Source organism: Klenkia soli, from assembly GCF_900103975.1.
Taxonomy (GTDB): domain Bacteria; phylum Actinomycetota; class Actinomycetes; order Mycobacteriales; family Geodermatophilaceae; genus Klenkia; species Klenkia soli.
In genome coordinates this window covers 45,783-60,296 of record NZ_FNIR01000008.1, presented here as the reverse complement: position 1 = coordinate 60,296, position 14,514 = coordinate 45,783, and the positions used below count along the sequence as shown (strand labels likewise).

13 protein-coding genes are annotated in these 14,514 nt (G+C 74.2%); 3 read left to right on the top strand and 10 right to left on the bottom strand.

Annotated features, from left to right (window positions below):
- Positions 1-11 precede the first annotated feature (11 nt).
- The 5 genes from BLS67_RS13430 to BLS67_RS13410 all read right to left on the bottom strand — a co-directional run bounded on the left by BLS67_RS13430 (position 12) and on the right by BLS67_RS13410 (position 5,879).
- Positions 12-1,133 (bottom strand): ABC transporter ATP-binding protein, encoded by a 1,122-nt coding sequence (locus BLS67_RS13430; RefSeq protein WP_091245955.1) that lies wholly within the window; start codon positions 1,131-1,133, stop codon positions 12-14.
- Positions 1,130-2,164, bottom strand: a complete 1,035-nt coding sequence (locus BLS67_RS13425; protein WP_242654064.1) for an ABC transporter ATP-binding protein — start codon at positions 2,162-2,164, stop codon at positions 1,130-1,132. The genes BLS67_RS13430 and BLS67_RS13425 overlap by 4 nt, the downstream gene beginning before the upstream one ends.
- Positions 2,161-3,105: an ABC transporter permease gene (locus tag BLS67_RS13420; protein WP_091245952.1), complete on the bottom strand. Its 945-nt coding sequence runs from the start codon at positions 3,103-3,105 to the stop codon at positions 2,161-2,163. The genes BLS67_RS13425 and BLS67_RS13420 overlap by 4 nt, the downstream gene beginning before the upstream one ends.
- A complete protein-coding gene (locus tag BLS67_RS13415) occupies positions 3,102-4,106 on the bottom strand; it encodes an ABC transporter permease (protein ID WP_091245949.1) in 1,005 nt (334 codons plus the stop codon). Before BLS67_RS13415 ends, BLS67_RS13420 begins: the two co-directional genes overlap by 4 nt.
- A 75-nt stretch (positions 4,107-4,181) precedes the next feature.
- Positions 4,182-5,879 carry an ABC transporter substrate-binding protein gene (locus tag BLS67_RS13410; RefSeq protein ID WP_091245947.1) on the bottom strand — a complete coding sequence of 566 codons (1,698 nt, stop codon included), beginning with the start codon at positions 5,877-5,879 and terminating at the stop codon, positions 4,182-4,184.
- 205 nt (positions 5,880-6,084) lie between these two features.
- Between BLS67_RS13410 and BLS67_RS13405 the strand changes: the two genes are divergently transcribed.
- Positions 6,085-6,990: an aldo/keto reductase gene (locus BLS67_RS13405; protein ID WP_091245945.1), complete on the top strand. Its 906-nt coding sequence runs from the start codon at positions 6,085-6,087 to the stop codon at positions 6,988-6,990.
- A gap of 4 nt (positions 6,991-6,994) precedes the next feature.
- Here BLS67_RS13405 and recR read toward each other — a convergent pair whose 3' ends face one another.
- Both recR and BLS67_RS13395 read right to left on the bottom strand, forming a co-directional pair.
- The gene (recR, locus tag BLS67_RS13400; protein WP_091245942.1) at positions 6,995-7,588 is read right to left on the bottom strand and encodes a recombination mediator RecR; all 594 of its coding nucleotides are present in this window, start codon (positions 7,586-7,588) and stop codon (positions 6,995-6,997) included.
- Positions 7,588-7,920, bottom strand: coding sequence for a YbaB/EbfC family nucleoid-associated protein (locus BLS67_RS13395; protein ID WP_091245939.1), 333 nt, complete (start codon positions 7,918-7,920; stop codon positions 7,588-7,590). The genes recR and BLS67_RS13395 overlap by 1 nt, the downstream gene beginning before the upstream one ends.
- Positions 7,921-7,969: 49 nt before the next feature.
- Here BLS67_RS13395 and BLS67_RS13390 point away from each other — a divergent pair, with 49 nt between their 5' ends.
- Positions 7,970-8,833, top strand: a complete 864-nt coding sequence (locus tag BLS67_RS13390) for an N-acetylmuramoyl-L-alanine amidase (protein WP_207500569.1) — start codon at positions 7,970-7,972, stop codon at positions 8,831-8,833.
- Positions 8,834-8,849: 16 nt separating this feature from the next.
- Here BLS67_RS13390 and BLS67_RS13385 read toward each other — a convergent pair whose 3' ends face one another.
- The gene (locus tag BLS67_RS13385) at positions 8,850-9,515 is read right to left on the bottom strand and encodes a TetR/AcrR family transcriptional regulator (RefSeq protein WP_091246398.1); all 666 of its coding nucleotides are present in this window, start codon (positions 9,513-9,515) and stop codon (positions 8,850-8,852) included.
- Between the two features lie 96 nt (positions 9,516-9,611).
- Between BLS67_RS13385 and BLS67_RS13380 the strand changes: the two genes are divergently transcribed.
- The gene (locus BLS67_RS13380) at positions 9,612-11,108 is read left to right on the top strand and encodes an MFS transporter (RefSeq protein WP_091245933.1); all 1,497 of its coding nucleotides are present in this window, start codon (positions 9,612-9,614) and stop codon (positions 11,106-11,108) included.
- A 136-nt stretch (positions 11,109-11,244) separates the two neighbouring features.
- Here BLS67_RS13380 and BLS67_RS13375 read toward each other — a convergent pair whose 3' ends face one another.
- Both BLS67_RS13375 and BLS67_RS13370 read right to left on the bottom strand, forming a co-directional pair.
- Positions 11,245-13,731, bottom strand: a complete 2,487-nt coding sequence (locus BLS67_RS13375) for a DNA polymerase III subunit gamma and tau (RefSeq protein WP_091245931.1) — start codon at positions 13,729-13,731, stop codon at positions 11,245-11,247.
- Between the two features lie 85 nt (positions 13,732-13,816).
- Entirely contained in the window at positions 13,817-14,485 is a 669-nt protein-coding gene (locus tag BLS67_RS13370) for a YceI family protein (RefSeq protein ID WP_091245928.1), read from the bottom strand.
- Positions 14,486-14,514: the final 29 nt, after the last annotated feature.

Below are 14,514 nucleotides of genomic sequence, written 5' to 3'. Positions count from 1 at the left end.
TCCGTCGCCGATCAGTGGTAGCTGATCGGCTCGTCGACACCGCCGACGAACCCGTCGCTGCCGGCCTCGGTGCCGGTCGCGGCCACCGCGACGCCCTGGGTGGCCGCGACCTGCTCGGCCGACCTCGGCTGCAGCACGCCGTCCCGGACGTCCTCGGCCCAGTGGCAGGAGACCAGGTGTCCCGGGGCCAGCTCGCGCAGCACCGGCACCTCGTCGTCGCAACGGGTCTCCTGCCGCCACGGGCAGCGGGTGTGGAACCGGCAGCCCGACGGCGGGTTCGCCGGGGAGGGCAGGTCGCCCGACAGCAGGATTCGCTCGCGGGCGTCCTCCACCACGGGGTCGGGCACCGGCACCGCGGACATCAGCGCGCGGGTGTAGGGGTGCAGCGGGGTCTCGTAGAGCGCGTCGGCCGGCGCCTGCTCGACGAGGGAGCCCAGGTACATGACCCCGACGACGTCGGAGATGTGCCGGACGACGGCCAGGTCGTGCGCGATGACCAGGTAGGTGAGGCCGAGGCGCTCCTGCAGCTCCTCGAGCAGGTTCACCACCTGGGCCTGCACCGAGACGTCGAGGGCGGACACCGGCTCGTCGGCGATGAGCAGGTCGGGCTCGACGGTGATCGCCCGGGCGATGCCGATGCGCTGGCGCTGGCCCCCGGAGAACTCGTGCGGGTACCGCCGCAGCGCCGCCGCCGGCAGCCCGACGGAGTCCAGCAGCTCGCGCAGCCGCTTCGCGATCTCGGCACCCGACCCACCCAGGCCGTGCGCCTTGAGCGGCTCGGCGAGCAGCGACTCGACGTCCTGCCGGGGGTCCAGCGAGCCGAGGGGGTCCTGGAAGACCATCTGCATGCGCCGGCGCATGTGCCGCAGCGGCTCGGGCCTCAGCGAGGCGACGTCCACCCCGTCGAACCAGACCTGGCCGGCGGTGGGCTCCTCGAGCCGCAGGATCGCCCGGCCGAGGGTGGACTTGCCGCAGCCCGATTCGCCGACCAGTCCGTACGTCGTCCCGCGGTCGATGGTCAGGTCGACGCCGTCCACGGCCTTGACGTGCCCGACCGTGCGGTCGACGAAGACCCCGCGCTTGATCGGGAAGTGCACCTGCAGGCCCTCGACCCGCAGCAGGGGCTCGGTCACGGGTGGGCTCCAGCGGTCGGGACGGCGGGGGTGAGCGGGTGGCGGCAGCGCAGCTGGCGGCCGGCTCCGTCGTCGGCCAGCTCCACCTCCGAGCCGGACACCTCGACCAGGCAGTCGTCGAGTGCGACGTCGCAGCGCGGGGCGAACGCGCAGCCCTGCGTCCACGGGATGGTGTCCCGGGCCGACCCGCGGATGGGGGTCAGCGGTGCGCCGCGGCCGCCGTCCAGCCGGGGCACCGAGGCCAGCAGCCCGCCGGTGTAGGGGTGCCGCGGGCGGGCGAACAGGTCGCGCCGCTCCGCCGTCTCGATGATCCGGCCGGCGTACATCACGTGCACCCGGTCGCACAGCCCGGCGACGACGCCGAGGTCGTGGGTGATCATCACCAGCGCGGTGCCCGAGCCCTGCACCAGGTCGCGCAGCAGCTCGAGGATCTGCGCCTGGATGGTGACGTCCAGCGCCGTCGTCGGCTCGTCGGCGATGAGCAGCCGCGGCGAGCAGGCCAGCGACATGGCGATCAGCGCCCGCTGGCGCATGCCGCCCGACAGCTGGTGCGGGTACTCCCCCAGCCGGCGCCGGGGGTCGGGGATGCCCACCCGGTCCAGCAGGTCCTCGGCCTCGCGGCGGGCGGCGTCGCCCTTCATCCCGCGGTGCTCGGCCAGCACCTCGACCACCTGGGTCCCGATGGTGACCGTCGGGTTGAGCGAGGAGAGCGGGTCCTGGAAGACCATCGCCATGTCCTTGCCGCGGAGCTTGCGCAGCGTGCGGTCGCCGGCACCCAGCAGCTCCTCGCCGTCCAGCTTCACCGAGCCCGAGACGTGCACGCCCCGCTTGGGCAGCAGGCCCATGGTCGCCAGCGACGTCACCGACTTGCCGCAGCCGGACTCGCCGACCAGGCCCACGGTCTCCCCCGGGGCGACGGCGAAGCTGACGCCGTCGACGGCGTGGGTCGCGACCTCGCCGCGGCGCTGGAACCGGACCCGCAGGTCCTCGACCTGCAGCACCGGTCCGGCTGCCCCGCCCACGGCGCTCACCGCCGGAACTTCGGGTCGAGGGCCTCGCGCAGCGACTCCCCGAGCAGGGTGAAGCCCAGCGCGACCACGATGATGCACAGCGCCGGGTAGACGGCGAGCTCGGGACGGATGGAGAGCACCTCCTGGGCGTTGGCCAGCATCGCGCCCCACTCGGGCCGGCTGATGTCGGGGTCGCCCAGGCCGAGGAACGACAGCGCCGCCGCCTCGATGATCGCCGTGGCGAGGGACAGCGTGCCCTGCACGATGACCGGTGACAGCGAGTTGGGCAGCACGTGCCCGAACACGATCCGCGACCGCTTGACCCCGAGGGCCCGGGCGGCGACGGCGTAGTCCTTGTCCCGCTGGGACAGCATCGAGCCGCGCAGCAGGCGGGCGAACACCGGCACCTGGGTGACCGCGATGGCGATCATCAGCGCGTACTGGTTGCGGCCCAGGAGCACCGAGACGCTGATCGCCATGAGCAGGCCGGGGATCGACAGCAGGATGTCGACGAACCGCATGACCAGGGTGTCCACCCAGCCGCCGAACGCGCCGGCCAGGACCCCCAGCCCCATGCCGACGACCAGGCCGAGCACCGTCGAGACGACGCCGATGAGCAGCGACTGCCGCGAGCCGTAGATCAGCCGGCTCAGGGTGTCCCGGCCCAGCTGGTCGACCCCGAGCGGGAAGCCGTCCTGCGCCCCCGGGATGAAGCCCTGCCGCACCTGCCCCAGCAGGGTCTGCGCCAGCGGGTCGCGCGGGGCCAGCAGCGGGGCCAGCACCGCGACGACGACGAAGACCACGACGATGACCGCCCCGATGATGGCCACCGGGTCGCGGCGCAGCCGCCGGATCGCGCTGCGGGTCAGCGAGACCCCGCCCTCGCCCTCGGGCACCTGGCCGGCGCGGGCGGCCAGCGCGTCGATCTTCTCGCGCCGCCGGTCCCCCAGCGCGGCGCTCACTTGACCCTCACCCGGGGGTCGAGCAGGCCGTACGAGACGTCGACCAGGAGGTTCACCAGCACGTAGACGACCGCCAGGATGAGGATGAAGCCCTGCAGGATGGAGTAGTCGCGCAGGTCGATCGCGTCCTTGAGCGCCGACCCGACGCCGCCGAAGGCGAACACCGTCTCGGTCAGCACCGCACCCGAGAGCAGCAGCCCGGTCTGCAGGCCGATCGTGGTGGACACCGGGAGCAGCGCGTTGCGGATGATGTGCCGGCGCCGGACCGTCGCGGTGGCCAGGCCCTTCGCGTTCGCCGTGCGCACGTAGTCCTCGTTGACGACGTCGAGGACGGCGGCCCGGGTGATCCGCACGATGATGGCCAGCGGGATGGTGCCCAGGGCGATGCCCGGCAGCACCAGGTGCAGGAGCGCGTCGAGCGCGGCGTCCCACTCCCGGGTGAGCAGCCCGTCCAGGACGTAGAAGTTGGTGACGTGGGTGGCGTCGATGCGCACCGACTGGCGGCCCGAGCCGGGCAGCCAGCCCAGGTCGACGGCGAACACCACGCGCAGCAGGTAGGCCAGGAAGAAGACCGGGATGGCCACGCCGAGCAGGGAGCCGATGACCGACGTCGAGTCGATCCAGCTGCCGTGCTTGCGGGCGGCCAGGTAGCCCAGCGGGATGCCCAGCCCGATCGCGAAGACCATCGCGAAGACGGTGAGCTCGATGGTGCCCGGGAACCGCTCGAGGAACTCGGTGGTGACCGGGCGGCCGGTCCGGGAGGAGTTGCCGAAGTCCAGCTGGACGGCCCGGCCCAGGAACTTCAGGTACTGCACCCAGATCGGCTGGTCCAACCCGAACACCTGGTTGTACCGCTCGATGTCCTCGGGGGTGGCGCGCTCGCCGAGCGCGGCCTGGGCCGGCCCGCCGGGCAGCAGGCGCAGCCAGGTGAACAGCAGCAGCGACAGGCCCAGCAGGATCGGGACCAGCTGCAGCAGCCGTCGGACGATGAAACGGAGCACGTGCTCGGGTCAGCCTCTCGGGGGTCGTGACGCGCGTCCGGCCCCTCCCGGTGGGAGGGGCCGGACGACGGTGGGTCAGTTGCTGACGGTGACCGTGGAGAAGTCCTCGGCCGACAGCGGGCTGGGCACGAGGCCCTCGACGCCCTCGGCGACGACCAGCGCGTTCGGTGCGTGGGAGACCGGGATGGCCGGGAGGTAGTCCATGATCACCCGGTTGGCCTCCTGGTAGTCCGCCGTGCGGGCGTCGGGGTCGGGCTCGCCGTCGGCGGTGGCCAGCGCGGAGAAGATCTCCGGCGAGCTGAACGCGCCGAACTCGGCCTTGGCCTGCCCGTTCTCCTTCTCGGCGAAGAACGTGCCGATGAAGTTGTAGGCGTCGTTGTAGTCACCGGTCCACCCGAGCAGGTGGATGTCGGCCTGGCCGGCCTGGACGGCGTTCAGGTAGTCCGGGCTCCAGGTCAGCGCGGTCGGCTCGATGGTGAACCCGGCGTCGGTGAGGTTCTGGCTGATCACCTCGTACATGGCGCCCGGGTCCGGCAGGTAGGGCCGGCTGACGTCGGTCGGGTAGTAGAACCGCAGCGTCGTGCCCAGGGCGCCGGCCTCGGTCAGCAGCTCACGGGCCTTGTCCGGGTCGTAGTCGTAGGTGGTGACGTCGTCGGTCCAGCCGTCGACGGCCGGCGGCACGAACTCGATGGCCTCCTCGGCGCCCTCGGGGAGCAGGGAGTTCACGATGGTCTCGCGGTCGATGGCGTACGCCAGCGCCTGGCGCACCCGGATGTCCTGCAGAGCCGGGTTGGCGTTGGTGCCCTCGACGTTCCCGGCGTTGATGCCCAGGTAGAGGATGTTGAACGGGTCGCGCGGGAGCACCTGGAAGCCGTCGCCGGTCAGGGTGTCGTAGTCCGCGGGGGCGACCAGGTCGTAGCCGTCGATCGAGCCGGCCTGCAGCTCCTGGCGACGGGTGTTGCCGTCGGGGATCGAGCGGAACACGATCTCCTCGACCCCGGCCGGGTCACCCCAGTAGTCGGGGTTGCGGGTCAGGGTGACCACGCCGTTGCCGCGGTCCCAGCTCTCCAGCACGAACGGGCCGGTGCCGGTCGGGTGCTCGAGGCCGTAGGAGGGGTAGCTCAGCGCGTCGCCGTTGCCCCCCAGGTCGTCCGCGTCGTACTGCTCGAGGGCCGTGGGGCTCTGGATCGAGAAGCTCGGCAGCGACAGGACGGCGGGGAACTTGCTGGTCACCGCGGTCAGCGTGATGACCGCGGTGGAGGCGTCGCTGGCCTCGCACCCGGAGTAGAGGCTCGGGGTGTCCGGGGTGTCGGCGAAGCCGCCGAAGTTGTCCTGCCAGTAGACCGAGGCGGCCGGGCTGGCGGCCAGGCCGGTGAAGTTGAACCAGCGGTCGAAGTTCGCGCAGACGGCGTCGGCGTCGAAGTCGGTGCCGTCGCTGAAGGTCACGCCCTCGCGCAGGTCGAAGGTGTAGGTCAGGCCGTCGTCGGAGGCCTCGTAGCTCTCGGCCAGGGCCGGCGCCAGGTCGGCGGTGCCCGGCTCGGTGGTCAGCAGGCCGTCGAAGATCTGCCGGGAGACGCGGAAGCTCTCGCCGTCCTGGGCGAAGGCCGGGTCCAGCACGGTCGGCTCGCCGGCGGTGCCGAAGACGAAGGTGCCGCCGGACTCGGCGTCCCCGGAGGACGAGTCGTCCCGGTCGCTGGAGGCGCACGCCGCCATCGACAGCGTGGTGAGGGCGGCGGCCGACAGGGCCAGCGCTCGGGTGTGACGACGGTGCATCGTGGAAGACCTGCCTTCTCGGCCTGCAGCGGCCGGATGAGCTGATGCGTGACTGGTTCCGGGCGGGAGGACGTCCGGGGCTGGAAGGGCACGTTAGGCCCCGGCTGTGACGGTCGTGTGACCTGACCCAGCGATCGTCACCGAACCGAGACCTCCGGTGACCCCGGTCACGACCGGGGTCGGGCGGGGGGCAGGATGGGCCGACGTGGACGCTCAGCTGGGACTCGGGCTGGCCGCGATCGGCCGCCCCGCCTACATCACCCTCGGCCGGGACGACGACCTCCCGGCCGACCGGTCGCCGGCCGTGCTGCGGGCCCGTGCGCACGAGCTGCTGGACACCGCGGTCGACCTCGGCATCGGCTGGGTGGACACCGCCCGCTCCTACGGCCGCGCCGAGGAGTTCCTCGCGAGCTGGGCCGGGGACGTCACGGTGTCCAGCAAGTGGGGGTACACCTACACCGCCGAGGACCCCACGGTCGACGCCGACGAGGTGAAGACGCACGACCTGGCCACCTTCGACCGGCAGTGGGCGCAGTCGCGGGAGCTGCTGGGCGGCCGCATCGCGCTCTACCAGGTGCACTCGCTCACCCCCGAGAGCCCGCTGTGGGACGACGACGCCCTGCTGCACCGGCTGGCCGAGGTCCGCGACGCCGGCACCCCGCTGGGCTTCTCCACCTCCGGCCCCCGGCAGGCCGACGCGGTGCGCCGCGGGGTGGCCCTGCAGGTGGCCGGCGCCCCGCTGTTCTCCGCCGTCCAGAGCACCTGGAACCTGCTGGAGACCTCCGCCGGCCCGGCGCTGGCCGAGGCCGCGGACGCCGGGTTCCGCGTGCTGGTCAAGGAGGGCGTGGCCAACGGCCGGCTCACCACCCGCGGCCTGCCTGCGGACTCCCCCGTCCGGACGGCGGCCGCGGCGGCCGGGGTCGGCCCCGACGCCGTGGCGCTGGCTGCCGCGCTGACCCAGCCGTGGGCGTCCGTCGTCCTGTCCGGCGCGGTGACCCCGGAGCAGCTGCGGGCCAACGCGCAGGCCCGGGGCCTGTCCGTCGACCTGCCCGACCTGGCCGAGACGCCGGAGGCCTACTGGGCCACCCGCGGCGGGCTGCCCTGGGCCTGACCCCTCAGATGCGGCGGCGGCCCTCGAAGGCGCGGCCCAGGGTGACCTCGTCGGCGTACTCGAGGTCGCCACCCACCGGCAGCCCGCTGGCCAGCCGCGAGACCGCGAGCCCCATCGGGCCGACCAACCGGGCCAGGTAGGCCGCGGTCGCCTCGCCCTCGAGGTTGGGGTCGGTGGCGATGATCAGCTCGGTGACCGAACCGTCGAGCAGCCGGGTCATCAGCTCCTTGACCTTGAGGTCGTCGGGGCCGACGCCCTCGATCGGGCTGATCGCACCGCCCAGCACGTGGTAGCGGCCCTTGAACTCGCGGGTGCGCTCGATGGCCACGACGTCCTTGGGCTCCTCGACGACGCAGATGACGTCGAGGGTGCGCCGGGGGTCGCGGCAGATGCGGCACTGCTCGGCCTCGGCGACGTTGAAGCAGGTCACGCAGAAGCGCACCTCGGCCTGCACCCGCTGCAGAGAGGCCACCAGCCGGCCGACGTCGCCGGCGTCGGCGGCCAGCAGGTGGAACGCGATGCGCTGCGCGCTCTTGGGCCCGACACCGGGCAACCGGCCGAGCTCGTCGATGAGGTCCTGGACCGCGCCCTCGTACATCAGAAGCCCGGCAGACCCATCCCGCCCATGCCACCGGCCAGGGGGCCCATGGTCGACTGGGTCAGCTCACCGGCGGCCCGGCCGGCGTCGCGGACCGCGGCCACCACGAGGTCCTGCAGCGTCTCGACGTCGGTGGGGTCGACGGCCTCGGGGGAGATCACCAGACCGGTGAGCTCACCGCTGCCGGTCATCGTGGCCGTGACCATGCCACCGCCGGCCGTGCCGGTGACCTCGGCCTGGGCCAGCTGCTCCTGCGCGGCGGCCAGGTGCTGCTGCATCTGCTGCGCCTGCTTGAGGATCGAGGCCATGTCGGGGGCTCCACCGGGTTGCATGCGGTCGAGGGTATGCGGTGGGTCCGACAGCCCGTGGCACGCTGCGGGCGTGCGACGAGCGGCGGTCCTCCTGGCGGCGTCGGTACTGGTCCTGGCCGGGTGCGGCGCCGGCGACCCGGCAGCGACGTCGGCCCCGGGCAGCACCACGACCACCGCCGGGAGCAGCGCCGGGACCACGAGCGCCACCCCGACGACGGACCCGACCACCACCGCGGCGCCGTCCACGACCGCGGCACCCCCCACGACCACCTCCACGTCGCCCACCCCCGGCCCGACCGTGGTGCTCGACCCGGGGCACAACGGCGGCAACGCGGCGGACCCCGGCACGATCAACGCCCCGGTGCCCGACGGCGCGGGCGGGACGAAGCCCTGCAACACCACCGGGACCAGCACCGATGCCGGTTACCCGGAGCACGCCTTCACCTGGGACGTCGCCAACCGGGTCGCCGACCTGCTGCACGACCAGGGCGTCCAGGTGGTCTTCACCCGCGCCGACGACACCGGGGTGGGCCCGTGCGTCGACGTCCGCGGGGAGCTGGGCGCCCGGGTCGGCGCGGCGGCGTTCGTCGGCATCCACGGCGACGGTGCGGCACCCGGGGGGCGCGGCTTCCACGTCATCACGTCGTCGCTGGACCCCGGCGGGGCCGAGGTGGCCGCCGCCACCCAGGCCCTCGCGGTCGACCTGCGCGACTCCCTCACCGCGGTCGAGCCGGTCAGCGACTACCTGGGCACCGACGGGCTGGACAGCCGCGGCGACCTGGCCGGGCTGAACCTGAACACGGTGCCGGCGGTCTACGTGGAGTGCGGGAACATGCGCAACGCCGCCGACGCCGCGCTGATGAGCTCGGAGGCGGGCCGGCAGGCGCTCGCGCAGCAGCTGGCCGCCGGCGTGCTCGCCTTCCTCGGCCGCTGAGCCGCCGGGGCCGACCTCAGCGGTGCCGGCGGGCGGGGGCCACGACGCAGGCCAGGTCGTCCTCGGAGGCCGGGGCGGCCGGCAGCGGGGTCGGGGCCTCGCGCCGCACGGCCAGGCCGTCGAGCACCAGGGTCACGTACCGGTCGCGCAGGTCGCCGCGGCTGGCGTCGCCGACCTGGCTGATCATCGCCAGCGCGATGCCGATGTCCACCTCGGTGACGTCGTCGCGGAGCACCCCGGCCGCCTGGGCGTGGCGCACCAGCGCCTCGACCGCCGGGCGCAGCCGGTCGCGCCCGGCCGCCACGCGCTCGTGGCCCTTGCCGGCTGCGGCCAGCACCTGGGCCAACCCGCGGTCGGCGGCCTGCGCCTCGGCGCCCCAGCGCAGGAAGCCGCCCAGACCGCGCCACGGGTCGGGGTCGGCGGCGGCCTCCTGCACCCGGGCGACGACGGCGTCGATCTCCTGCTCGAAGAGGGCCTGCACCAGGTCACCGCGCTCCGGGAATCGCCGGTACACGGTGCCCACGCCGACACCGGCCGCCCGGGCGATCTCGTCGAACCCGGCGTCCAGCCCCTGGGCGGCGTAGACCTCGCGGGCGGCGTCCAGGATCAGCGCCCGGTTGCGCTCGGCGTCGCGCCGCAGCGGTCGCGCGGCGGCCTCGGGGCCGGACGTGACGGAGGACATGACCGCATCGTAACCGAAGCGGAACAAGCTCTCCGTTTTTCTTGCTAGCGTCCTCGGCAGAACCGGAAAGACTGTTCCACTTCGTTCGGAGGACGCATGACCAGCACGACCGAGAGCCCGACCCAGGGGGGTCCGGCACCGGAGACCGCCGACCGGCGTCGCTGGCTGGTGCTGGGCGTCGTCGCCCTCGCCCAGCTCATGGTGGTGCTGGACGCCACGATCGTGAACATCGCGCTGCCCACCGCGCAGGCCGACCTCGGCTTCGGCAACGACAGCCGCCAGTGGATCGTGACCGCCTACGCGCTGGCGTTCGGCTCGCTGCTGCTGGTCGGCGGCCGGCTGGCCGACCTGGTCGGCCGCAAGCCCGTCTTCCTCGTCGGCCTGGTCGGCTTCGCGCTCGCCTCGGCGGTCGGCGGTGCCGCCGACGGGTTCGGCGTGCTGGTCGCCGCCCGCGGCGCCCAGGGCGTCTTCGGCGCCCTGCTGGCCCCCGCCGCGCTGTCGCTGCTGACCGTCACCTTCGCCGAGGGCAAGGAGCGCGGCCGGGCCTTCGCCGTGTTCGGCGCGATCTCCGGCGCCGGCGGCGCGATCGGCCTGATCCTGGGCGGCGCGCTCACCGAGTACCTGTCGTGGCGCTGGTGCCTCTACGTGAACATCCCGATCGCCGTCGTCGCGGTCGTCGGCGCACTGGCCTTCCTCCCCCGCCGCAGCACCCGCGCCGCCGACGCCCCGGGCCTGGACGTGCCGGGCGCACTGCTGTCCGTCGCCGGCCTGGTCTCCCTGGTCTACGGCCTGGCCAGCGCGGAGACCGACGGTTGGACCGCCGGGTCGACGCTGGGGTTCATCGCCGCCGGCCTCGTGCTGCTGGTCGCGTTCGTCGTCGTCGAGACGCGGGTCGCGCACCCGCTGCTGCCGATGCGGGTGCTCACCGACCGGATGCGCGGCGGTGCCTACGTCGCGGTCGGGCTCGTGGGCGCCGGCATGTTCGGCGTCTTCCTGTTCCTGACCTACTTCCTCACCCAGGTGCTGGGCTACGAGCCGCTGCCCACGGGCGTCGCCTTCCTGCCGATGATCGTGGCCCTCACGATCGCCGCGCAGACCTCCCCGGCGCTGGTGAACCGGGTCGGGGTCAAGGTGCCGGTGACCGCCGGCTTCCTCGTCGGCGCCCTGGGCATGCTGATCCTGACCCAGCTGGACGTTGACAGCGGCTACTGGACCGGCGTCTTCCCCGGCCTGGTCGTCGTGGGCCTGGGCATCGGGCTGGTGATCGCCCCGGCGTTCGCCGCCTCGACCCTGGGGGTGCGCACCGACGACGCCGGCGTGGCCTCGGCCGCGGTGAACACGTTCCAGCAGATCGGCGGCTCGATCGCCACGGCGGTGCTGTCGGCGCTGGCCGCGGCGGCCGCGACCGACGCCCTGGTGGGCGTCGACCCGAGCGACCCGGCGGCGCTCCTGCAGGCCTCGGTGTCCAGCTACACCACCGTGTTCGCCTGGTCGGTGGGCATCTTCGCCGCCGGCGCGGTCATCTGCGGACTGCTCCTGCCGCACGGTGCGCTCGAGCGGGACCCGGACGCCGCCCCGGTCCTGGCGCACTGAGGAAGGCCCCCTCGCAGGGGGCCGAGCACGAGGGCGTCCACCTGCGGGTGGACGCCCTCGTGGCCTACCCGGGGTCGAGTGGCGTCTCAGGGTTCGGAAGTGCCTCCGCGCGAACCCTCGGGCGCCACTCGGCGGCTCAGGTGATCGGGTGGGCGCCGAGCTGGGTGCGGAGCAGCTGCAGCGCGGCCTGCTCGGGGTCGACCGGGGGCGGGGCGTCCTGCCCCGAGCCGGTGTCGGCGGCCCGCTCGGCCATGAGCTCGTCGGCCTCGGCGGACTCGGCGGCCCGGGCCGCCGCACGGGCCACCTCGGGGGTGACCGGGGGCGCGCCGGCCGGCGTCTGACCAGGGGTGTCGACGACGGTCGCCACCCGCCAGCGGACGCCGAGCAGCTCGTTGAGCGCCTCGCGGATGACGTCCTTGTTCAGGTCGTCACCCAGCCGGCGGGACAGCGCGGGCGAGGTGGTCGAGAGCGTCAGCACGCCCGCCGTGAGGTCGTGCACCTGGGCGTTCTTCAGCAGCGCCTCGGTGGTGCGCTTGTGCCGCTTGACCACGCCCATCAGCTCGGGCCAGATCCGCCGGACGTCGGCGGTGGTCAGCTCGCCGTCGCCGGGCTCGTCGGCCGGCGGGTTGGCGGTGACCAGCGGCATCGGCTCACCCCCGCGCGGGGTGGGCGAGGACTCGGCGGCCGCCCGCGGCTCGGGCCGGGTCTGCGGAGCCGGGGCCGGGGCCTGCGACGGGGCCTGGGACGGGGTCGGTGCGGGGCGGGCTGCGGCCGGGCGGCTGGGCTGCGGCCAGTCCTCGTCGTCGGTGGGCTCGGGCGGCAGCGGGATGTCGGGCTCGTCGGTGACCGCGGCCGGACGACGGGACGGGGACGGGGACGCCGGCGGCGACGCCGACGGGGACGCCGAGGCCGCCGACCCCGAGGACGCCGACCCGGAGCCCGGCGCGGCGGTGACCGGCCACCCGTCCACCTCGGCCGCAGGGGCCGGCTCGGCGGCCTTCGCGGGGACCGGGGTGGCCGCTGCCGGGGGCGCCGCGTTGCCCGGGGCAGCCGTGACCGGCCACCCGTCGACCTCCGCCGGCGGCTCCTGCTCCCGGACCTCGGGCCCGGTGGCCTCGGCAGGTGCGCCGGCCTCTGCAGCAGCGCTGGCCTCTGCAGGCGCAGTGGCCTGCGCGGGCGGGTTGGCCTGCGCGGGCGCGGTGGCCGGGACCTCGGCGGGCGCGGATCGCGCAGCGGACCCCTCGTCCACCCCGGACGGGACGGCGGGAGCCGGAGGAGCAGCCACCGGGCGGGGAGGCTCGGCGGCCGGCTGCGGGGTGGACTCGCGGGCCTGCGAGGGCCGCACGTACGCCGGCCGGCGGGGCTCGGAGCTGCTCGGCGCGGGAGCGGCAGGTGCCGCCGGGGTCGTGGCCGGCGGCGCGGAGGGTGCGGCGTCGCCCACCGGCCCGGCGTGCTCGCCGGCGATGGACAGCCGACGCTCGAGGCGCTCGAGCCGCTGCAGGGTGGCCGCGGCGGAGCCGTCGACGCCGGGCAGCAGCATGCGGGCGCAGACCAGCTCGAGCAGCAGCCGCGGCGCCGTGGTGCCGCGCATCTCGGTGAGGCCCTCGTGGACGATGTCGGCCAGCCGGGACAGCGTGGCCTGACCCAGGGCCGTGGCCTGCCGGCTCATGAGGTCGAGCCGGTCAGGCGGGCAGTCGAGCAGGCCGTTGCCGCCGGCCTCGGGCACGGCCTCCAGGACGATCAGGTCGCGCAGCCGGTCGAGCAGGTCGGTGGCGAAGCGACGGGGGTCGTGCCCGGCCTCGACCACGCGGTCGACGGCCTGGAAGACCCCCGGGGCGTCGTGCGCGGCGAGGGCGTCGACGGTCTCGTCGAGCAGGGCGTCGTCGGTGACCCCGAGCAGCCCGACCGCGGTGCGGTAGGTGACGCCCTCGGGCCCCGCCCCGGCCAGCAGCTGGTCGAGGATGGACAGCGAGTCGCGCACCGAGCCGCCGCCAGCCCGCACCACCAGCGGGAACACCGTCTGCTCGACGGTGACGCCCTCGCGCTGGCAGGTGGACTCCAGCAGCTGGCGCAGCGTGCCCGGGGGCACGAGCCGGAACGGGTAGTGGTGGGTGCGCGACCGGATGGTCGGCAGCACCTTCTCGGGCTCGGTGGTCGCGAAGACGAACACCAGGAACTCGGGGGGCTCCTCGACCACCTTGAGCAGCGCGTTGAAGCCCGCCGTCGTGACCATGTGGGCCTCGTCGACGATGTAGACCTTGTAGCGGCTGTGCACCGGGGCGAAGAACGCCCGCTCACGCAGGTCGCGGGCGTCGTCGACACCACCGTGGCTGGCGGCGTCGATCTCGATGACGTCGATCGACCCCGGACCGTCGGGGGCCAGCGCGACGCAGGAGACGCAGACCCCGCACGGGGTGGACGTCGGGCCCTGCTCGCAGTTCAGCGACCGGGCCAGGATGCGGGCCGACGACGTCTTGCCGCAGCCGCGCGGGCCGCTGAACAGGTAGGCGTGGTTGATGCGCCCGCCGTCGACGGCGTTCACCAGCGGGGTGGTGACGTGCTCCTGCCCGACCACCTCGGCGAAGGTCGCCGGACGGTACTTGCGGTAGAGCGCCAGAGCCACGACCCGAGGCTACTGGCCGCCACCGACATCCCCGGCCGCCCCGTCGACGCCCGTGGGGCGCCGACGGGGCGCGGCGGTCAGCTCGTCACTGGGCGAGGTCGAGGAAGAACTCCACGGCGCCGCTCTGCTCCACCTTCACGAACCCGAAGTCCGGGGCCTGCACGCCGTAGTCGGCGAAGGTCACCGGGATCGAGCCCGACGCCTGGACGCCGTCGGCGGTGCGGACCACGGACAGGTCGACGGTCACCGGCTGGGTCACCCCGTGCAGGGTCAGCTCCCCGGTCACCGGGACGGTCACCGGGGCGCCGGTGAGCTCGGGCAGGTCGACGGTGTCGGCGACGGTGAAGGTGGCCGTGGGGAACTGGTCGGTCTGCATGATGTCGCCGCGGAACTGCTCGTCGCGCCGGTCGCTGTCGGTGGCGATCGAGGCCACGTCGACGGTGACGTCGGCGCTGGTCAGGTCGCCCCCGGCGACGACGAGGGACCCGCTGACCTGCTGCGTCGTGCCCGCCACCGTCACGTCGGCGCCGTTGAGCACCTCGTCGACCCGGTAGCCGGCCGAGGACCCCGACCCGATGGTCCAGGTGCCGTCGGTGGCCTGCGAGAGCGGCGCGTCGGAGTCCTGGGCCTGCACGGTGGTGGCGGGGGCCGCGTCCTCCTGCAGCGAGGCGTAGACGAGCGGTCCGGCGACGGCGCCGACCGCGACGACCCCCACGACGGTGCCGGCGATGATCCACGTACGACGACTGAGCATGCGAACTCCTCTGCTTGAAGGTTCATACA